The following is a 20,572-nucleotide window of genomic DNA, read 5'->3' on the forward strand; positions in this document are numbered from 1 at the left end:
TCGGCTTCTTCGTCAACACCCTGGTACTGCGCACCGACACCTCCGGCGACCCCGGCCTGCGCGACCTGGTCGAACGCGCCCGCACCACCGACCTGGCCGCCTACGCCCACCAGGACCTGCCCTTCGAGCAACTCGTCCACGCCCTCCAACCCGCCCGCTCCCTGGCCCGCCACCCCCTGTTCCAGGTCATGATCGTCCTGCAGAACAACGCCCGCGCCGCCCTGGACCTGCCCGGCCTGACCGCCCACCCCCTCGACGGCGAAACCGGCGCCGCCAAATTCGACCTCGGCTTCAACTTCATCGAACGCACCGACCTGGACGGCGTACCGGCGGGCATCGACCTGTCCATCGAGTACAGCGCCGACCTGTTCGACGAGGAGACGGTGGCGCGCTTCGGGGAGCGGCTGGTGCGGCTGCTCACCGCCGGGGTCGCCGATCCGGCGGTGCCGCTGAGCCGGATCGACATCCTCGGCTCCGCCGAGCGCGAGCAGGTGCTGACCGGCTGGAACGCCACCGGCCGGGCGCTGGAGCTGCCGCCGGCGACGGCGTCCGGTTTCGAGCCGGAGACCATCGCCGGGCTGTTCGCCGCGCAGGCGGCGCGGACCCCGGACCGGCCCGCGGTCGTGGCCGAGGACGCCCACCTGACCTACGCCGAACTCGACGAGCGCTCCACCGCCCTGGCCGCGCTGCTCGCCGCCCGCGGAGTGCGCCGCGGCGACGTCGTCGCGGTCGCCGTGCCCCGCTCGGCCGCCCTGACCGTCGCCCTGCTCGCCGCGGTCAAGGCCGGGGCGGCGTACCTGCCGGTGGAGACCGACTATCCGGCCGAGCGGATCGCCTACCTGCTGGCCGACGCCGCCCCGGCGGTCGTGGTCACCACCCGCGCCGCGCGCGGGGGGCTGCCCGAGGGCGCCGAGGACGCCGTCGAGCACCTGATCGTGCTCGACGAGCCCGGCACCGAGGAGGAGGCGGCCGCCCTGCCCGCCGGCGCCGGCGCGCTGCCGGGCCCGCTGCCCGACTCCCCCGCCTACCTCATCTACACCTCCGGCTCCACCGGCCGGCCCAAGGGCGTGGTCGTCCCCCACCGGGGCATCGTCAACCGGCTGCTGTGGATGCAGGACGCCTACCGGCTCGGCCCGCAGGACCGGGTGCTGCAGAAGACCCCGTCCGGGTTCGACGTGTCGGTCTGGGAGTTCTTCTGGCCGCTGGTGGCCGGCGCGGTCCAGGTGGCCGCCCGGCCGGGCGGGCACCGGGACCCGGGCTATCTGGCCCGGCTGATCCAGGAGGCGGGCGTCACCACGGCGCACTTCGTGCCGTCCATGCTGGAGGTCTTCCTCGCCGAGCCCGAGGCCGCCCGGTGCACCGGGCTGCGCCGCGTCCTGGTGAGCGGCGAGGCGCTGCCCGCCGCGCTGCGCGACCGGTTCCGGGCGCTGCTCGGGGCCGAGCTGCACAACCTCTACGGGCCGACCGAGGCGTCGGTGGACGTGACCGCCTGGGACTGCGCCGCCGGGTCCGGGTCCGCGGTGGTGCCCATCGGCCGGCCGATCTGGAACACCCGCGCCTACGTGCTGGACGCCCACCTCGCGCCGGCCCCCGTCGGCAGCGGCGGCGAGCTGTACCTGGGCGGCGTGCAGCTCGCGCACGGCTACCTGGGCCGGCCGGACCTGACCGCCGAGCGGTTCGTGGCCGACCCCTACGGCCCGCCCGGATCGCGGCTCTACCGCACCGGCGACCTGGCCAGGATCACCCGGGAGGGGGTGATCGAGTTCCTCGGCCGCGCCGACGACCAGGTGAAGATCCGCGGCCGGCGCATCGAGCCGGGCGAGATCGAGCACGCGATCGCCCGGCACCCCGCGGTGGGCGCCGCGATCGTGACCGCGCACACCGCGCCCTCGGGCGAGGTCCAGCTCGCCGCGTACGTCACCCACGCCGATCCGGCGGCGCCGGTGGACCTGGCGGCCCTGCGCGACCACCTCGCCGCCGTGCTGCCCGACCCCATGGTGCCCGTGCACTACACGGCGATCGAGGCCGTTCCGGTCACCCCCAACGGGAAGGTCGACAAGAAGGCGCTCCCCGCGCCCCGGCCGCTGGAACGCCGGCCGAGCCGCGCCCCGCGCGACGGGACCGAGACGGCGCTGTGCGAGATCTTCGCCGAGCTGCTCGGCCGCGACCGGGTCGGCGTCGACGACAACTTCTTCGAGCTGGGCGGGCACTCGCTGCTGGCCACCCGGCTCATCAGCCGGGTCCGGGACCGGCTGGGCGCGCAGATGTCGGTGGTGTCGATCTTCGAGGCGCCGACGGTGGCGGCGCTGGCCGTCCGCCTGGAGCGGGGCGACGCGGCGGGGCCGCTGGGCCGGCTGCTGCCGCTGCGCTCCGGCGGCGCCGGCGCGCCGGTGTTCTGCGTGCACCCGCTCGGCGGGCTCAGCTGGCCCTACGCCGGCCTCGCCGAGCACCTGCCCGCGGAGGTCGGGCTGTACGGGCTGCAGGCGGCCGGGCTCGACGACGACGGCCCGCTGCCGGAGTCGCTCGAGGAGATGGCCGCCGACTACGTGGCCCGCGTCCGGGCGGTGCAGCCGGAGGGCCCCTACCGGCTGCTCGGCTGGTCGCTGGGCGGGCGGATCGCGCACGCCATGGCCGTCCTGCTGGAGTCCGCCGGGCAGGAGGTCGAGCTGCTCGCGCTGCTGGACGCCTATCCGCGCGCCGAGGCCGGGGCCGAGGCGGACGCGGGCTTCTCCGAGCGGGAGTTCCTCGAGGGGGTCCTGGCCGCGGCCGGCGTCGACGCCGCGCAGGTGGAGGGGCCGGTCGGCTTCGAGACGGTCATGGCCGCGGTGCGGTCCTCCGGCAACGACCTGGCGGGTCTGTCGGCGCAGGGGATGCGGCGTCTGCAGAAGGTGATGGCCAACAGCTTCCGGGTCGACGCGCGGGCGCTCACGGGCCGTTGCCGGGCGGGCGCGGTGGTGTTCGCCGCGACGGTCGATCCGGTGGGCGACCCCGACCGCTGGGTGGACCACGTCGACGGCGGGCTGGAGATCCACACCGTCGCCGCCTCCCACCACGACCTGATGCGGCCGGAGCCGCTCGCCGAGATGGGGGCGGTGCTGGCCAAGAAGCTGGCCGGCGCCGCCCGTGGAGATCGCGCGTGACGCCCCGGCGGCGCTCACCCGACAGCAACAGAGAGGGAATGAACATGCCAAAGGCGGTCGTACTCTGCGTGCCGTTCGCCGGCGCGGGCGCCTCGGTCTTCCGCCCCTGGGTGCCGCTGTGCCAGGACACCTTCGAGCTGGCGGCCGTCCAGCTGCCCGGCCGGGAACAGCGGTTCGCCGAGGAGCCCTACCGGGACGTGGCGACGGCCACCGAGGGGCTGCTGCCCGAGGTGCTGGAGCGGGTCTCCGGCGCCGGACCGGTGGTGCTGTTCGGACACAGCCTCGGGGCGGTGCTGTCCTACGAGATCGCCCACCGGCTGGCCGTGACCGACGGCGTCGACCTGGCCGCGCTGGTGATCAGCGGCTCCCCCGGCCCGTGGACCCGGCGGGAGAACGGCGCGAGCGGCCTGGGCGACGAGGAGTTCCTGGCGCGGGTCAAGGAGTTCGCCGGCTACCGGCACGACGCGCTGGAGGACCCGGAGATGCGGGAGCTGCTGCTGCCCACGCTGCGGGCCGACGTCGAGATGCACGAGAGCTACCTGCCCCGCTCCCAGGACCCGCTGCCCGTGCCGATCGTCTCGGTGCGCGGCACCACCGACGCGCTGGTGACCACCGAGCAGGCCATGGAGTGGAGCAAGGCCACCAGCAGGGACTTCCGGTTCGCGGAGGTCGAGGGCGGCCACATGTACCTGGTCGACAACCCCGAGGGCCTGATCCGGGTGCTCGCGGAGGTCTGCCCCGGCTGAGCCGGCGCGGCCGGGTCCGCCGACCGTCCCCAACCCCTAGGAGTCCTGGTGCGTCTGCAAGGAAAGACCGTCATCGTGACGGGAGCCGCGCGTGGTGTCGGCCGCGCCTGCGCGCTGGCGTTCAGCCGGGAGGGCGCCGACCTCGCCCTGCTCGACGTGTGCGGGGACATCCCCGGCGTTCCCTACCCGCTCGGCACCGCCAGCCAGCTCGACCACACCGCGCGGCTCTGCCGCGAGCAGGGTGCCGCCGTGCTGACGGCGGCGGCCGACATCCGCGACCTCGCCGCGCTGCGCACGGTGGTGGAGCGGGTGTGCGACCGGTTCGGCACGGTCGACGTGCTGGTCAACAATGCGGGCATCGTGGCGCCCTCGGGCAGGCCGGCCCACGAGATCACCGAGGACGAGTGGCAGGTGATGCTCGACGTCAACCTGTCCGGCGCCTGGCGCATGACCTCGGTGGTGGGCCCCCTCATGGTCGCCCGGCGGTCGGGCAGCGTGATCAACGTGGCCTCCACCGCCGGCCTGGTCGGCTACCGGCACTTCGCCGGATACGCGGCCTCCAAGCACGGCCTGATCGGGCTGACGCGGGCGACCGCGCTGGACTACGCGCCGCTGAAGGTCCGGGTCAACGCCCTGTGCCCCGGCTCGATCCGGGACGACGGCCAGGTCGAGGGCCGGATGCTCGCCGAGATCGCGCGGTCGCTGGACCTGCCGGTGGCCGAGCACGAGGAGACCTTCGTCCAGTCCCAGCCGATGAACTCGCTGATCGAGCCGGAGGACGTGGCCCGGGCCGCCCTCTGGCTGGCCTCGGACGAGTCCCGGCAGGTGACCGGCTCCGTGCTGACCGTCGACGGCGGCTTCACCGCCCGGTGAGCCACCGCAATCACGCCAAGGGGACCAGTGGTGTCGATCTTTGAACAGGACGCCGTCGCCGCGCTCACGCCGGCGCGGCGCACCGTCGTCCACTCCGGTGAGCGGACCGGGGAGGGCGATGGGAAGGCGCCCGGCGCGGTCTGCCACGCGCTGGGCGTGCGCCTGGCCGGCGGGCTGCCGGCGGGCGGGCCGCAGGCGCTGGCGCGGCGGTTCGCCGACCGGGCCGCCGCGCTGCTCCCCGCCGCCGGGACGGCGGCCCTCTTCCGGGGCGCCGCGCGGCTGTGGACCGAGCAGGTGCCGTGCCGTTCCGACGCGTCCGCCGCGCAGCGGTGGCGGGCGCGGGAGATGGCCCGGCCGGTGGCCGCCCCCCGGGACGCCCCGGTGCGCGGCGTGCTGCTGCAGTACGCCGACGGCGTCGCCGACCTCGTGGTGGTGGCGCACCGGGCGGCGCTCGGCGCCGCGGCGCTGCGCGGGTTCGTCGCGGAACTGCTCGGCGGCGCGCCGCCGTCCGCGGGCCGGGAGGACCGCGCCGCCCCGGCCGCGGGCGGCGGGCGGCGCCACGACGCCGCCCGGTGCGCCGCCGACCTCGCCGAGTGCCACCTCGGCGCCCGGCTGGACTGGGGGCTGGGCCGGCCGCACGACCCGGACGTGCCCCAGACCGCCCTGCTGCCGCTGCCCGCCGGGCACCCGCAGGGCGACGCCGAGAGCTGGACGGCCGCCCTCGGGGTGGTCCTGGCCCGCTACGAGGGGGCGGGCCGGCCGGTCCTGGCGGCCCTGGTCACCGACACCGCCACCGACGCCGACACCGGCACCGCAACCGGCGCCCCCGTGGAGGGGATCGCCCTGGTGCCGGTGGCGGTGGACGGCGCGAACACGCTGGGCACCCTCGACAAGCACCTGCGCGCGGCGCTCGCGGCCGGGCCGGCGTGGCACACCGAGGAGCTGCGGCGGGAGGTGGAGGCCGCGGGCGGCGACCTCGCCGGCGCGGCCGCGGCGGGGCTGGTCTTCGCCGACCACGACCCGGCCGCGGGCCTGCCCGGCGCGGCCTGGGCCCAGTACCTGCCCTTCCAGCACCCGCCGTTCCCGGTGACCGTCTCGGTGGTCCGCGACGCCGCGGGCAACCGGATGCTGCGCTGCGACTTCTCCCCGCGGAAGCTGTCGGCCGACATCGCCGACCAGTTCCTGCGGCACGTGTGCCGGGTGCACGCGCTGCTCCGCGAGGCGCCCGACACCCCCGTGCCGGACGTGCGGCTGCTGGACGAGGACGAGCTGGACCACCTGGACGCGCTCGGCCGCCCCGGCCCGGCGGCGTCCTGCGTGCCGCGACGGATCGACGCCGCGGTCGCCGCGGTCGCCGCGAGCCGGCCGGACGCGGTCGCGGTCTGCTGCGGGGACACCCGGATCAGCTACGGCGAACTCGACGGCCGGGCCGACCGGCTCGCCCACGCCCTGCGGAGGCTCGGCGTGGCCGACGGCGACCGGGTCGGGGTGTGCCTGGAGCGGTCCGCCGAACTGGTCGTCACGCTGCTGGCCGTGCTCAAGGCGGGCGCGACCTACGTGCCGATGGATCCCGCCCACCCCCGGGACCGGCTGTCCTACACCACCGCCGACGCCGCACTGGCCACGGTCGTCACCGACCACGCGGCCTTCCCCGGCGGCGACGCCGTCCGGGTGGTCGGCACGGCCGAGCTCGCGCAGCTGGCGCCCGCGCGGTGCGAGGGCCCGCCGCCGTCGGCGGCCGGCCCGCACGACCCGGCCTACGTCATCTACACCTCCGGCTCCACCGGCCGGCCCAAGGGCGTGGTCGTCCCGCACGCGAACGTGCTCGCCCTGATGGCCGCCACCACCGGGGAGTTCGGCCTGGGCGGGGAGGACACCTGGACGCTGTTCCACTCCAGCGCCTTCGACTTCTCGGTGTGGGAGATCTGGGGCTGCCTGCTCACCGGCGGCCGCCTGGTGGTGGTGCCCTACTGGGTGTCGCGCTCGCCGGAGGACTTCCACCGGCTGCTGCTGCGGGAGGAGGTCTCGGTGCTCAGCCAGACCCCGTCGGCCTTCGCCCAGCTGGTGGAGGTCGAGCGGGACGGGGCGGATCCCGCCCCGGTGCGGCTGGTGGTCTTCGGCGGCGAGGGGCTCGACCCGCGGATGCTGCTGCCCTGGTTCGACCGGCACCCGGAGAGCGGATGCCGGGTGGTCAACATGTACGGCATCACCGAGACGACGGTGCACGTGACCGCGCAGACCGTCACCCGGGCCGAGGCGCTCGCCGGGTCCAGGTCGGTCGGGCGCGCCCTGCCCGGCTGGTGGGTGCGGGTCGCCGATGCCGGGGGCAGGCCGCTGCCGGTGGGCGTCGCCGGTGAGATCTACGTCGGCGGGGCGGGCGTCGCCTCGCACTACCTGAACCAGCCGGAGCTGACCGGGCAGCGGTTCCTGACCGATCCGCGCACCGGCGAGCGGATGTACCGCAGCGGGGACCAGGGCCGGCTGCTGCCCGACGGGCGGCTGGAGCACCTGGGCCGGCTGGACAGCCAGGTCAAGCTGCGCGGTTTCCGCATCGAGCTGGACGAGATCCGCTCGGTGCTGCTGGACGACCCGCAGGTGACCGCGGCGGCCGTGGTGCTCAACCGGGCCGACCCGGACGACGCGGCGACGGCCCAGCTCGACGCGTTCGTGGTGATGGACGGGGAGGACACCGCGGCCGTGCGGCAGCGCGCGGCCCGGTTCCTGCCCGCCTACATGGTGCCGACGACGATCACCGCGCTGGACAGGATGCCGCTGACCACCAACGGCAAGCTCGACACCCGCAGGCTGCCCAGGCCCGCCCCGGCGGCCGCCGCGCGGAGCGCCGCCGCCCCCGGCCACCGGGCCGCGGACCCCGGCGCGGGCCCCGGCGCGGAGGGGGCCGGCGGCGCCTTCGAGGCGGCGCTGCTGGAGGTCTGGCAGGAGGTGCTGGGCGTCCCGGTCGGCCCGGACGACAACTTCTTCGACCTGGGCGGCAACTCCCTGCTGGCCATGCGCGTGGGAGCCGCGCTGCGCCGGCGCGGCGACTTCACGGTGGCGATGCGCGACCTGTACCTGCGCCCGACGATCCGCCGGCTGGCCGCGGACCGCCTCGGATGACCGGCGGGCCCGTGCCCGCGGCGGTCCCGCTCTCCAAGGAATAGGAAGACACGATGGCTCAATCGCCCCTCCCCGACCTCTTCCGGCAGCAGGTGGCGCGCACCCCGCACGCCGCCGCCGTCCGCTGCGGCGGGCGGGAGCTGGACTACGCCGAGCTCAACCGCCGGGCGAACCTGCTGGCCCACCACCTGATCGCCCGCGGCTTCGGCCCGGAGCGGCTGGTCGGGGTCCGGCTGGCGCGGTCGGCCGAGCTGGTGGTGGCGCTGCTGGGCATCCTCAAGGCCGGCGCGGCGTACGTCCCGATCGACAGCGACTGCCCGGCGGAGCGGGTCGCGTTCATCGTCGAGGACACCGGGCTGGAGCTGATGCTGGCCCAGGACGCCGGGCCCGGCGACGGCCGCGGTCCGCAGACGCTGACCGTCGCCGCCGCCGTCGCCGCCGCCGAGGCGGCCGGCGGCCCCGACCACGACCCCACCGACGCCGACCGGGTGGCGCCGCTGACCGCGGGCAACCTGGCCTACGTCATCTACACCTCCGGCTCCACCGGCCGGCCCAAGGGCGTCGCGGTGCAGCACGACACCCTGGTGCGCTACCTGGAGTTCGCCTGCGCCGCGTACCCGAGCCTGGCCGGCGGCGCGCTGCTGCACTCCCCGGTGGCGTTCGACCTCACGGTCACCGCGCTGTACGGGCCGCTGCTGCTGGGCGGCTGCGTCCGCGTCGCCTCCCTGGACAGGGAGCCGGCCGGCGACGGGGCGGCCGGGGAGCGGCCGGGCTTCGTCAAGGCGACCCCGTCGCACCTGCCGCTGCTGACCGCGCTGCCGAGCGCGCTCTCGCCGACCGGCGAGCTGGTGGTCGGCGGCGAGATGCTGATCGGCGACGTCGTCGACCGGTGGCGGCGCACGCACCCCGGCGCGGCGGTGGTCAACGAGTACGGCCCGACCGAGGCGACCGTGGGGTGCTGCACGTTCCGCATCGGGCCGCAGGAGGAGATAGCGCCCGGCGCCACCCCCATCGGGCTCCCCACGCCGGGCACCGACCTGTACGTGCTGGACGAGCGGCTGCGGCCGGTGGAGCCGGGCACCGTCGGCGAGCTGTACATCGCCGGCGGCCAGGTCGCGCGCGGCTACCTGGGCCGCCCCGGCCTCACCGCGGAGCGGTTCGTGGCCGACCCCTTCGGCGGCGGGCGGATGTACCGCACCGGCGACACGGTCCGGGTGCGGCCCGACGGGATCTTCGAGTACCTGGGCCGCACCGACGACCAGGTGAAGATCCGCGGCTACCGGATCGAGCTGGGCGAGGTCACCTCGGTGGTCGCCGCCCAGCCCGGGGTGCGGCAGGCGGCCGTGATCGCGCGCGAGGACCGCTCCGGCGACCGGTACCTGGCCGGTTACGCGGTGCCCGAGCAGGGCGCCGCCCTCGATCCCGCCGCGCTGCGCGAGGCCCTGTGCCGGGTGCTGCCCGCCTACATGGTCCCCTCGGCGGTCGTCGTGGTCGACGAACTCCCGCTGACCGCCAACGGGAAGCTCGACAAGGACGCGCTTCCCGAGCCGCCGGTCCGGGGCGCCCCCACCGGCGCCGCGCCGGAGACCGCGGCCGAGGCGCTGATGTGCGCCCTGTTCGCCGAGATCCTCGGCCTGCCCGCGGTCCACCTCGACGACGACTTCTTCGCCCGGGGCGGCGACAGCCTGCGCGCCGCCCGCCTGGCCACCCGGGCCCGCAGGGCCGGCTGGGCCTTCGGCCTGCGCGACGTGCTGGAGCTGCGCACCCCGCGCGCCCTGGCCGAGACCGCGCCGAAGGACGTGCCCCTCGCCGACGGAGCGGTCTCGTGAGCGTCCGCCGCGTGGTGGTCGTCGGCGCCTCGGTGGGCGGCAGCCGCGTCGCCTCGGGGCTGCGGCAGGCCGGCTACACCGGTGCGATCGCGCTGGTCGACCCCGACCCGGACGCGCCCTACGACCGGCCCCCGCTGTCCAAGCAGGTCCTCGCCGGCCACTGGACGCCCGACCGCGTCTCGCTGGGCAGCGCCGAGCAGTGGCGCGCGCAGCGGCACACCGCGGCCGCCGCGGCGCTGGATCCGGCGCGGCGCGTGCTGCGGCTGGAGACCGGCGAGGAGCTGGAGTACGACCGGCTGGTGCTGGCCTGCGGCGCGGCGCCGCGCACGCTGCCGGGCATGCCGCGCCCGGGCGCACACCTGCTGCGCACCCTCGCCGACTGCCGCGCGCTGCGGGCCGCCTTGGACCGGATCGGCTCCGGTTCCCTGGTCGTCGTCGGCGGTGGCTTCATCGGGGCCGAGGTGGCCTCCACGGCCCGCTCCCGCGGCGTCGAGGTGACCGTGGTGGAGGCGCAGCCCGCGCCGCTGTGCGGGCTGCTGGGCGAGGAGGTGGCCGCCGAACTGGCCCTGCTGCACCAGGACAACGGGGTGCGGCTGCTGTGCGGCGTCTCCGTCGCCGCGCTCGTCGGCGACCGGGCGGTCACCGCGGTGGCGCTCGCCGACGGGCGCACGCTGCCCGCGGACGCCGTCGTGGTGGGCGTCGGGGTGCGGCCGAACACCGACTGGCTGGCCGGCTCCGGCGTCGCGCTGGAGGAGGACGGCGGCATCCTGTGCGACGAGTACGGCGCGGTCGACGCCGACCGCACGGTGTACGCGATCGGCGACGTGGCCCGCCGCCGCGACCCGCTGCTGCGGCGGCACCTGCGGGTCGAGCACTGGACCAACGCCGTGGAGCAGGCCGACGCCGTCGTGCGCAGCATCGTCGGGCCGGCGCCGGTGGCCTGCCGGCCGGCGTTCTTCGTCTGGTCCGACCAGTACGGCGGCAAGATCACCCTGCTGGGCCGGCCCGACCCGGGCGACACCGTCACCGTGGTGCGCGGCGCGGGCCCGCCGCGCCGGTTCGCCGTGGCCTACCGGCGCGGCGCGCGCCTGGGCGCCGCGCTGACCGTGAACTGGCCCAAGGCCCTGCTGGCGGCCCGGCGGTCGCTGGCCGCGCCGGACGGCGCGGACGACGTCGTCGCCGCTTGGAAAAATCTGTAGTCGCAGCTTGCTGAAAGACCTCTTTCGACGCCCGGCATTTCCGGGATGATCGAGTGCGCAACGCGTCATTTCGTCGTTCAGGTGCCACGCGGAGCCGGTTTCCCGGCCAATGCGGCATTGCCGTTCCGCGCGCGCCACACGGCGGTTTGCATGTCACTGCAGAATCGTTGATCAGGCGTTTGCCGGTGCGGAAGATGTTGCTAGCGTCGGCGGCGGTTTGCCGGACGGAATTCTGACCGGCGTCACTCTCTGCTGTCCGAATTCCTTCGGAAAGGGATATCCGGTGCTCCAGAAAGGCGATGTCGAGCCGCTCGTGCTCCGACAGCGAGGCGCTCCCGCCGAAGCGGGCCACCGCGCCCTGCTGCTGCACGGCCTCGGCAGCAGCGAGAGCTGCTGGGAGGCGTTCGCCGCGCACCGCCCCGCGGACCTGGAGCTGTGGACCGCCGGCCTGCCCTGGCGGGCGGGCGGCCCGTTCGCCATCCCCGAACGGGAGGAGAGCGCCTGGATCGCCGAGGCGATCGCGCGGGTCCCCGGCGGCGTGGACGTGGTGGTCGCGCACTCCTACGCGACGGTCCTGCTGCTGGCCCTGCTCGCCGACGCCGCGGCAGGCGGCGCGGACCCGCGCGAGGAGCTCGGCATCCGGGGCGCGGTGCTGGTCTCGCCGTTCTTCCGGCAGCGGCCGGAGGACTTCTCCTGGGCCGAGCTGCCCGACTTCCTCGACCGGCTGCGGCTGGGCGCGCAGGACGGCATCCGGCTGATGGCCCGCAAGCCCCTGGACCCGCAGCTGCGGGCCGAGATGGCCGAGCACGCGTGCGCCCAGCTCGGCCCGCACTGGGTGGTCCGCTACCTGCACGCCTACCTGCGCACCCCCTTCCTGCCCGTCGGCCTGGTCGGCCTGCCCGTCCACGTCATCGTCGGCGACCGCGACCCGATCGCGCCGCCCGCCGAGGGCGAGAGCCTGGCCGCCCGGCTCGGCAACGCCTCGATCGACCGGATCGAGGGCTGCGGGCACACACCGATGGCCGAACGTCCGGAGCGGTTCTCGCTCGCCGTCCGGCGATTCCTCACCACCCTGTCGGCCGGGCACCCCCCGGCGGCGGTCAACTGAAGCACGGGAGCACACCGATGGCCACCCTGACCGATGTCGAGATCAAGAAGCTGCTGAACGAACCGAGTTCGGTGACGCTGCGCCCGTCCTACGAGGGCGGCAACATCAACACCGCGATCGGTTTCAAGTGCGACAACTACCTGCTCGAAGCCGCGGTGCTCGACCACTTCCGGGCCGTCGGTCTGGGCGCCACCGAGCTGTACCTGGTGCACGGCGTCAACTTCGACGTGGTCGGCGTCGACACCCGGCTGCACACCGTCCTCACCCTCGACGACGACGTGCTGCTGGAGGTGGTCCCCAAGACCCGGGAGAGCGACACCGAGATGGTCTTCGCGGTGAGCGCGACCGTGCAGCGCGACGGCGCGCCGAAGAAGGCCGTCACCTCCAAGCTGCGGGTGCTGCTGCGCCGCGACACCGCCATCGACGACCCGGCCCCGCTGCCCGCGGAGCTCGAGCGCTTCGTGGTCGACCGGCTCGCCACCGCGGAGCCCACCGAGCTGGCCGCCACCCCGGTCGACGACTTCGCCGGCGCGTTCCACCGCGGCGTGACCACCGACACCGACCCGGTGCTCGCCGAGATCATCGGCGACGACAACGCCGTCGGCTGGAAGTGGAAGGTCCCCTACTACTACTGCCACTTCACCGAGCGCATGCAGATGTCGGGCTACCTGCGCCAGATGGAGGAGGCCAAGCACCTCTTCGTCGCCTCCCGCGGCATCAGCATCAAGCGGATGCTCGACGAGCGCGGCTGGATCCCCGTGGTGACGCAGTGCAAGCTGCGGTTCACCGACGAGACGGTCATGGAGGAGAACCTCTACACCGTCTACACCGTGGAGTCCGTCTTCAAGGACATGCTCTACACCTCCCGCCTGGACTTCTACGTGGTGCGCGACGGCAGGCTCGTCAAGACCGCCACCGGCTCGATCACCCACGGCTACTGCCACAAGGAGACCCCGGAGTCGGAGTGGCAGATGGCCGTCTTCGACGACGAGGTCCTGCGCGCGCTGCGCGGCGAGTGACCCACCACGACACGCCCAAAGGACCCCTCATGGCTTCCCGCCGCCGACCGCGCTGGTACTTCTCCCTGCGCAGCCCGTACTCCTGGTTCGCCTACCGCGACCTGATGAGCACCCACCCCGAGGTCCTCGACTCCATCGACTGGCTGCCGTTCTGGGAGCCGGACGAGGAGACCGCACGGCTGCTGGCCGACGAGGGCGTCACCCTCCCCATCGTCGCCATGAGCCGGGCGAAGAACTTCTACATCCTGCAGGACACCCGCCGGCTGGCCACCGAGCGCGGGCTGACCGACATCACCTGGCCCGTCGACCGCGATCCGTGCTGGGAGGTGGCCCACCTGGCGTGGATCGCCGCCGAGGACGAGGGCCGCGGCAAGGACTTCGTCGCCGCCGCCTACCGCGCCCGCTGGCAGGAGGGCAGGAACATCTCCGAGCCCGAGGTGATCGCCGCCCTCGCGCGGGAGCTCGGCCTGGACCCCGAGCGGCTGTCCACGGCCGCCGACGACCCCCAGCTGCGCAAGCGGGGCGCCGCCCTGCTCGCCGAGTCCGCCCACGACGGCCTGTTCGGCGTGCCGTTCTTCATCAACGGCCGGGACAAGTACTGGGGGGTGGACCGGGTCGCCCCCTTCGTCCGGGCCGTCCTCGGCACCGAACGGCCCGGCGCGCCGGACCCGGCCGCCGGCGCCCCGGACCCGGCGGCCGGCGCCGGCCTGCTGCCGGCCGGCGGCGACCAGGGCCACGCCGGCGGCTGCGGCTGAGGCCGCGGCGGCGGCCATGGCGAGGATCACTGCGGCAAGCGAGGAGACGACTGTGGACAGCAACGCGCACGGCACCGCGCCCGGCCCCGACTGGGACGCCGTCGTGGTCGGCGCCGGCCTCGGCGGCCTGACCGCGGCCGCCTACCTGGCCACCGCCGGCCGCCGCGTCCTGGTGCTGGAGCAGTTCTCGGTCGCGGGCGGCAACAGCCACGTCTTCCGGCGGCGCCGCAGCTACGAGTTCGACGTCGGCGTCCACTACCTGGGCGACTGCGCCCCCGGCGGCGTCATCCCCTCCATCCTGGCCGGGGTCGGGCTCGGCGGCCGGGTCGACTTCCTGGAGATGGACCGGGACGGGTTCGACCTGATCAGGGTGCCGGGGGCGGCGGTGGACATGCCCGCCGGATGGCAGGAGTACCGGCGGCGCCTGACCGCGGCCATGCCGCAGGAGGCCGACGGGCTGAACACCTTCGTCGACATCTGCTCGGCCCTGGGCGCCGAACAGCGCGCGGCGCTGTTCGAGGCCCACACCTGGTCCGCGCCGGACATCGCGGCGAACACCGCCACCATCCGGCAGTGGGGCAGACGGACGCTGGAGGACCTGTTCGCCCACTGCGGCCTCTCGCCGCGCGCCCGCACCGTCCTGGCGGCGCAGGCCCCCAACTACGGGCTGACCCCGCGCCAGGCCACGGTGGCGCGGCACACCAGCGTCACCGACCACTACCTGCGCGGGGCCTACTACCCGGCCGGCGGCGGGCAGGTCCTCGCGGCCGGCCTGGTGGAGGTCATCGAGGCGCACGGCGGGCAGGTCCGCACCCGCAGCAGGGTGCGCCGCATCCTGGTGGAGGACCGCAAGGTCACCGGCGTCGGCCTGGACGGCGGCGAGGTGATCACGGCGGACCTGGTGGTGTCCAACGCCGACTACCCGCGCACGGTGCTCGACCTGGTCGGCGCCGAGCACTTCCCCACGTCGGTGGCGACCCGCACCGCGAACGCGCGGATGGGCATGCCGTGGCTGGTGCTCTACCTCGGCCTCGACACCGACCTGCGGGAGCGGCCCAACGCCAACCTGTGGTGGTACGACACCGACGACATCGACGGCTGCTTCGAGCAGGCGCGGGCGGGCGAGGGCGGCGAGGTGCCGTTCCTGTTCTGCTCCTTCGCCTCGCTCAAGGACCCGGGCAACCGGGCCCTGTGCCCGCCGGGCCACGCCAACCTCCAGGTGATGACGCTGTGCCCGCCCGACCACGCCTGGTGGGGCGTCAGCGGCGGACCGGCCGGCGGCGCCGCCTACCGCCGCGACCCGGTCTACCTGCAGCGCAAGAAGGACCTGGTCGAGGCCACGCTGCGGGCGGCCGAGAAGGCCATCGGACCGCTGCGCGGGCACATCACGCACCTGGAGGCGGCGACGCCGCTGACCCACGAGCGGTACACCCTCTCCACCGGCGGCACTCCCTTCGGCATGGCCGAGTGGGGCGGAACCGCCCGGCCCGGCACGGCCACCAGCATCACCGGGCTGCACGTCGTCGGCGCCAGCACCCAGGCGGGCAACGGCATCGCGGGCGTCATGCTCGGCGGGATCTCCTGCGCCGCCGACATCCTCGGCCGTCCCCTGCTCGCCGCCGCCCGCGGCGGGGCGGTGTACGGCGACCCGGACCTGCTGCCCGACCGGCCGGAGGGCTGGGACCCCAGGGAGGTCTGCCGGGGCAGCATCCGGCGCTCCCCCCGGCCGCCCCGGCCGCGGCGCGGGAACTTCGCCGGCCTGCCCGGGTGAGGAGGCGCGGCCCGCCCGGCCACGGCCGCGGACCGCGCCGCACACAACCGACCAACCCATACCGAACCGTCAAAAACGCACAGAGAGAGATCGAGATGACCACGAGCATCGACGCCGACCGCCAGGCACGCATCAAGGAGATCGTCTGCGACGTCCTGGAGCTGGAGGAGGACGAGGTGAGCGGCAGCAGCCTCTTCAAGGAGGACCACGGAGCGGACTCGCTGCGGGCCATCGAGATCCTCGCGGGCCTGGAGAAGGAGTTCAAGGTGACCATCGACCAGTCCGAGCTGGAGCGGATGGTCAACCTCGACGGCGTCTACGCCGTGGTCGAGGAGGCCATCAACGCCCAGTAGGGGCGGTTGGAACCGGGAGACCCGGGGGGCGGCGGCACGCCGCCGCCCCCCGGGGCCCGGTGGCCGCTCCCGGCACCGCCTGTCGGTGTCCCGTTCCCGGCCTCATCGAAGGCGACCAGGCCGTACCGAGGGAGATTGATGTCTGTGAACGTTTCTGACGCCACGCGTGACGACGCGGCGTCCCGGGTCGTGCTGACCGGGTTCGGCGTGTTCTCCAGCATCGGTGTGGGGGCCGATGAGTTCGCCGAGGGGCTGCGGGCGGGCCGCAGCGGCGCGAAGCCGATCACGCTGTTCGACACCGAGGGGTTCGCGCACGCCAACGGGTGCGAGATCACCGGGGCCGAGCCGGAGCGCTGGATCCGCAACCTGCCCGTGGAGACCCTGGGCCGCGCCACGCAGTTCTCCGTCGCGGCGGCCCGGATGGCCGTCGAGGCCGCCGGCGTCGACCTACAGGCCCTGCGCGCCCGGCGCGGGATGATCTCCATCGGCACCACCGACGGGGAGTCCTACGACCTCGACCACCTGGTCGGGACCGAGGTCGACTCCGGGCCCGCCGCCATGGACCCGACCGTGGCCCGCCGCGTCTTCCCCAACCGGCTGTCCATCGCCGCCGCCCAGGAGCTGGGCCTGTCCAACGTCGAGGCGGTGACGATCGCCACCGCCTGCTCGGCCGGCAACTACGCCATCGGCCAGGGCTTCGACGCGATCCGCTCCGGCGAGGTCGACTACGCGCTGTGCGGCGGCGCGGACGCGATGTGCCGCAAGACCTTCACCGGCTTCTACCGGCTGGGCACCATCGCCCCGGACGTGTGCCGCCCCTTCGACGTCGACCGCAAGGGCATCCTGACCGGCGAGGGCGCGGGCGTGCTGATGCTGGAGAGCCTCGCCTCGGCGCGGGCGCGCGGCGCCCGCATCTACGCCGAGGTGCTCGGCTACGGCATGAACTGCGACGCCTACCACCAGGTCGCGCCGAACCAGGCCAGCGTCGCGCGGTGCATGGAGATCGCGCTGGAGAACGCCGGCGTCAAGGCGGAGGAGGTCGACCTGATCTCCGCCCACGGCACCGGGACCAAGGCCAACGACGTGACCGAGTCGCGGGCGATCCACGACGTGTTCGGCGACGCCCCGCCGCGCACCGTCTCGCTCAAGTCGATGCTCGGCCACACCATGGGGGCCGCGAGCGCGCTGGCCGCGATCGCGTGCGCCCTCTCCATCCACCACGGCTTCATCCCGCCGACCATCAACCACCGCCGGACCGACCCCGAGTGCGAGATCGACTGCGTGCCCAACCGGTCGGTCGAGGCGGACCTGCGGGTGGTGCAGAACAACGGCCTGGCCTTCGGCGGCAACAACGCGATCGTGATCCTGGGCAAGTACCTGGCGGGTGAGCTGTGAGAGTGCCCATCACCGGCGTCGGCGCCGTGGCCAGCATCGGCCGGGACGCCGAGGAGGTCTTCGCCGCCCTCTGCGCGGGCCGCAGCGGTCTGGGCGCGATGCGCGGCTTCGACCACGCGCTGTACAACGGCAGGCAGCTGTTCGAGATCGACGACCGGCCCGAGCCGGGCGCCGACCGCGCGCTGCGGGCCACCGGGTTCCTGCTGGACGCCGTCGGCCAGGCCGCCGCGGACGCCGGACTCGGCGACAACCTGTCGGGCATCCCGGTGCTGGTGGGCACCGGCCTGCGCGAGTTGCGCTCGGCCGAGCTGTGGTGGCGCGACGGCACGCCGTTCGGCGCCGACCGGCTGCACTTCGGCACCGCGCTGCGGGAGCGGTTCGGCACGGCCGACACCCTCACCGTCTCCAACGCCTGCTCCGCGTCCCTGTACACCCTCGCGCTCGGCGCGGACCTGCTGGCGCTGGGCGAGGCGGACACCGTCATCGTCGCGGGCGTCGACGCGATCACCGAGAGCATGCACGGCCTGGCCGACCGGGTCCAGCCGGACCCGCCGGCCGCGCTGCGCACCCTGGACGTCAACCGCAAGGGCACCATCCTCGGCGACGGGGCCGCCGCCGTGGTGCTGCGCCGGGAGGACCTGCCGTGGCCGGGCGGCCGGCTGTGGGGCAGGCTGCGCGGGGTCGGGATGACCTGCGACGCCAAGCACCCCACCGCGCCGGACCGCGAACAGGTCGCCGAGGCGATGCGGCAGGCCCACCGGCACGCGGGCACCCGGCCGGGCGACATCGACCTGGTGCTGCTGCACGGCACCGGGACGCCGCTCAACGACCTGGTCGAGATCACCGCCTACGGCGAGGTCTTCGGCGACGCGGCGGGCGGCCCGGTGGTGACCGGCATCAAGCCGATGACCGGCCACACCAGCGGCTCGGCCGGCCTGCTGAGCCTGGTGGTCACCCTGCAGGCGATGGCCACCGGCAAGGTGCCGCCGCTGGTCAACCTCGCCGAGCCGATCGAGGAGGCCGCCGGGCTGCGCCTGGTGCGCGACCGGGAGGCCAAGCACGAGGTCTCCCTGGCCCAGGTGCACGGGTTCGGGTTCGGCGGGATCAACGCCGTGGCGATTGTCGAGGGAGCATGATGATTACCGTGACCGGCGTCGGCGTCGCCCTGCCGGGAGCCGACCACGCGGCCGCCCTGGCGGCGGCCCGCCGCCCGGAGGGCACCGTCGAGCCGGCCGCCGTGCTGGGCAAGAAGGGCCTGCGCTACAAGGACCGCGCCACCCAGCTCGGGCTGTGCGCCGCACAGCGCGTGCTGGCCGACGCCGGGCTGCTGCGCGAGGGCACACCGGTCCTCGACGGCGCCCGCACGGCGGTGCTGGTCAGCTCCAACCTGGGCAACGTGGACACCGTCTGCCGCGTGACCCGCACGATCGCCGAGGAGGGCACCTACGGCGTCAGCCCGATGGACACCCCCAACGCCTCCAGCAACATCATCGCCTCCGAGATCGCCATCCGGTTCGGGCTCAAGGGCCCGAACCTGACGCTGTGCAACGGCCCCACCTCCGGGCTCGACGCGGTGCGCTGGGCCACCACCCTGCTGCGCGCCGGCCGCGCCGACCACGCGGTCGTGGTCGGGGTGGAGCCGGACAACGAGATCGTGCGCCGCCTGGTGGGCGGCCCGGTCGCCGACGGCGGCGCGGCGCTGGTGCTGGAGCGCGCCGAGGCCGCCGAGGCCCGCGGCGCCACCGTGCGGGCCGTGGTCGGCGCGCACACCCGGGGCCCGGACGTGCGCGGCACCATCGCCGAGCTCGCCGAGGTCGAGCCCGAGACGCCGGCCGCCTGGTTCGCCCCCGCCGGCGCCGCCCCGGCCCTGCCGGCCGGGCAGCCCGGCCACGACCTCGCCGCGACGTGGGGCGAGCTGTCCGGGGCGCTGGGCGTCGTGCAGTGCGCGGCGGCCGTCGGCGCCCTCGACGCGGGCGCCGACGGCCCGATGTGGCTGGTGGCGGGCACCGACGGCGACGACGGCGTGGCCACGCTGGTGCTGCGCCGGCCCGCGCCGGCCGCCGCGCCGGTCCCGCGCTGAGGGCGACCACCGCACTTCGAGGACACCGAGCAGAACGGAATGTGACCATGACCCTTACGGCGAGCGCGCCGGCGACCGCGACCCGGCCGGTGATCACCGCGTGGTCCGCGGTGTCGCCGTTCGGCACCGGCAAGGACGAGTTCGTGGCCGGCGTGCTGGCCGGGAAGGACACCCGCGCCCCCCTGGACCCGGAGCAGTGGGCGGGCCCGGAGGACCACGCCTGCGTGGTGCCCGGCTTCGCGCTGCGCGAGGTCCTCGGCAAGAAGGGCACCCGGTCGATGGACCGGGTGACCGGGCTGGCCGTCACCGCGGTCCGCGACCTGCTGCGCGACTGCGGGCAGCGGCGCACCGCCCGCGACGAGGAGACCGCCCTGGTGCTGGGCACCACCACCGGCAGCGCGCAGAGCATGATGGACTTCACCCGCGCCTCGCTGGTGGGCGAGCGCCCGTTCTACGTGGACCCCTCGCTGATGCCGAACGCGGTGATGAACTGCGCCGCCGGCCAGTGCGCCATCTGGCACAGCCTCAAGGGACCGAACACCACGATCGCCGGCGGCCGCGTGGCCGGGCTGTCCGCGCTCAGCTACGCCGGCGGGCTGCTCGGCTCCGGCCGCGCCGCGGCCGTGCTGTGCGGCGCCGCCGAGGAGTTCTCCGACGCCCGGGCGTGGCTGGACCACCACCGGCGCGGCGCGGACCGCGCCGGCGCCCTCCTGGGCGAGGGGTGCGCCATGTTCATGCTGGAGCGCGCCGACCCGGCCGGGCCGGACGACCGCGTCCTGGCCGAGGTGCTCGCCGTGCAGTCGCGCGTCTACTTCGGCGAGGACCTGCGCGAGGCGCTCGCCGCGTGCGCCGAGGAGGTGCTGCGGCGCGGCGGGGTGGACCGCGGGCAGGTGTGGGCGGTCTCCGCCTCCGGCCCGGCCGGGCCCCTGGGCGAGCAGGAGCGCGAGGTGCTCACCGCGCGCTTCGGCGCGCAGGCGCTGGAGCGCGCGCCCGCCCTGGCCGCCATCGGGGACACCGCGGCCGCCTCCGCGGCCTTCCAGATCGCCTCCCTGCTCAGCGCCGCCGAGCGGTCGGCGGCCCCCGCGGGCGGCGTCGCCCTGGTCTCCTCGGTGGACGACAACGGCGTCGTCGCCTGCGCCGCGCTGCGCCTGCCGGTGAACTGACGGGCGCTCACCGCTCCTACGGAA

At 75.2% G+C, this 20,572-nt stretch carries 15 protein-coding genes; all 15 read left to right on the forward strand.

The features are described 5' to 3' along the window. Positions 1-3,140, forward strand: a 3,140-nt coding sequence (locus QC029_RS26865) for an amino acid adenylation domain-containing protein (protein WP_279558408.1), incomplete at its 5' end; no start/stop codon positions are given. A gap of 44 nt (positions 3,141-3,184) precedes the next feature. Further along, positions 3,185-3,886: an alpha/beta fold hydrolase gene (locus QC029_RS26870; RefSeq protein WP_279558409.1), complete on the forward strand. Its 702-nt coding sequence runs from the start codon at positions 3,185-3,187 to the stop codon at positions 3,884-3,886. A 48-nt stretch (positions 3,887-3,934) separates the two neighbouring features. Further along, positions 3,935-4,759, forward strand: coding sequence for a mycofactocin-coupled SDR family oxidoreductase (locus QC029_RS26875; RefSeq protein WP_279558410.1), 825 nt, complete (start codon positions 3,935-3,937; stop codon positions 4,757-4,759). A gap of 30 nt (positions 4,760-4,789) precedes the next feature. Further along, positions 4,790-7,876 (forward strand): amino acid adenylation domain-containing protein, encoded by a 3,087-nt coding sequence (locus QC029_RS26880; RefSeq protein ID WP_279558411.1) that lies wholly within the window; start codon positions 4,790-4,792, stop codon positions 7,874-7,876. A gap of 53 nt (positions 7,877-7,929) precedes the next feature. Next, positions 7,930-9,705, forward strand: coding sequence for an amino acid adenylation domain-containing protein (locus tag QC029_RS26885; protein WP_279558412.1), 1,776 nt, complete (start codon positions 7,930-7,932; stop codon positions 9,703-9,705). Further along, positions 9,702-10,904, forward strand: coding sequence for an NAD(P)/FAD-dependent oxidoreductase (locus QC029_RS26890; RefSeq protein WP_279558413.1), 1,203 nt, complete (start codon positions 9,702-9,704; stop codon positions 10,902-10,904). The genes QC029_RS26885 and QC029_RS26890 overlap by 4 nt, the downstream gene beginning before the upstream one ends. 313 nt (positions 10,905-11,217) lie before the next feature. Continuing rightward, positions 11,218-12,012 carry an alpha/beta fold hydrolase gene (locus QC029_RS26895; protein WP_279558414.1) on the forward strand — a complete coding sequence of 265 codons (795 nt, stop codon included), beginning with the start codon at positions 11,218-11,220 and terminating at the stop codon, positions 12,010-12,012. A gap of 17 nt (positions 12,013-12,029) precedes the next feature. Next, the gene (locus tag QC029_RS26900; RefSeq protein WP_279558415.1) at positions 12,030-13,031 is read left to right on the forward strand and encodes a hypothetical protein; all 1,002 of its coding nucleotides are present in this window, start codon (positions 12,030-12,032) and stop codon (positions 13,029-13,031) included. 29 nt (positions 13,032-13,060) lie between these two features. After that, positions 13,061-13,786: a DsbA family protein gene (locus QC029_RS26905; protein ID WP_279558416.1), complete on the forward strand. Its 726-nt coding sequence runs from the start codon at positions 13,061-13,063 to the stop codon at positions 13,784-13,786. A 52-nt stretch (positions 13,787-13,838) separates the two neighbouring features. Continuing rightward, positions 13,839-15,557, forward strand: coding sequence for an NAD(P)/FAD-dependent oxidoreductase (locus tag QC029_RS26910; protein ID WP_279558417.1), 1,719 nt, complete (start codon positions 13,839-13,841; stop codon positions 15,555-15,557). Between the two features lie 95 nt (positions 15,558-15,652). Next, positions 15,653-15,910, forward strand: a complete 258-nt coding sequence (locus QC029_RS26915) for an acyl carrier protein (RefSeq protein WP_279558418.1) — start codon at positions 15,653-15,655, stop codon at positions 15,908-15,910. Positions 15,911-16,048: 138 nt separating this feature from the next. Then, positions 16,049-17,305: a beta-ketoacyl synthase gene (locus QC029_RS26920; protein ID WP_279558419.1), complete on the forward strand. Its 1,257-nt coding sequence runs from the start codon at positions 16,049-16,051 to the stop codon at positions 17,303-17,305. After that, positions 17,302-18,441, forward strand: coding sequence for a beta-ketoacyl synthase (locus QC029_RS26925; RefSeq protein ID WP_279558420.1), 1,140 nt, complete (start codon positions 17,302-17,304; stop codon positions 18,439-18,441). Before QC029_RS26920 ends, QC029_RS26925 begins: the two co-directional genes overlap by 4 nt. After that, complete coding sequence (locus QC029_RS26930; RefSeq protein WP_279558421.1) at positions 18,438-19,385, forward strand: beta-ketoacyl synthase N-terminal-like domain-containing protein; 948 nt, start codon at positions 18,438-18,440, stop codon at positions 19,383-19,385. Before QC029_RS26925 ends, QC029_RS26930 begins: the two co-directional genes overlap by 4 nt. Positions 19,386-19,432: 47 nt before the next feature. Next, entirely contained in the window at positions 19,433-20,548 is a 1,116-nt protein-coding gene (locus QC029_RS26935) for a beta-ketoacyl synthase N-terminal-like domain-containing protein (RefSeq protein WP_279558422.1), read from the forward strand. Positions 20,549-20,572 lie beyond the last annotated feature (24 nt).

Origin of the sequence: Streptomyces sp. DH37, from assembly GCF_029813835.1 — a bacterium.
In the GTDB taxonomy this organism is placed as follows: Bacteria; Actinomycetota; Actinomycetes; order Streptomycetales; family Streptomycetaceae; genus Streptomyces.

Excerpts from the sequence above, each read along its gene's own strand:
- QC029_RS26870 (WP_279558409.1), top strand. The coding sequence starts at position 3,185 with ATGCCAAAGGCGGTCGTACTCTGCGTGCCGTTCGCCGGCGCGGGCGCC.
- QC029_RS26885 (WP_279558412.1), top strand. The coding sequence starts at position 7,930 with ATGGCTCAATCGCCCCTCCCCGACCTCTTCCGGCAGCAGGTGGCGCGC.
- QC029_RS26900 (WP_279558415.1), top strand. The coding sequence starts at position 12,030 with ATGGCCACCCTGACCGATGTCGAGATCAAGAAGCTGCTGAACGAACCG.
- QC029_RS26905 (WP_279558416.1), top strand. The coding sequence starts at position 13,061 with ATGGCTTCCCGCCGCCGACCGCGCTGGTACTTCTCCCTGCGCAGCCCG.
- QC029_RS26915 (WP_279558418.1), top strand. The coding sequence starts at position 15,653 with ATGACCACGAGCATCGACGCCGACCGCCAGGCACGCATCAAGGAGATC.
- QC029_RS26920 (WP_279558419.1), top strand. The coding sequence starts at position 16,049 with ATGTCTGTGAACGTTTCTGACGCCACGCGTGACGACGCGGCGTCCCGG.
- QC029_RS26930 (WP_279558421.1), top strand. The coding sequence starts at position 18,438 with ATGATGATTACCGTGACCGGCGTCGGCGTCGCCCTGCCGGGAGCCGAC.
- QC029_RS26935 (WP_279558422.1), top strand. The coding sequence starts at position 19,433 with ATGACCCTTACGGCGAGCGCGCCGGCGACCGCGACCCGGCCGGTGATC.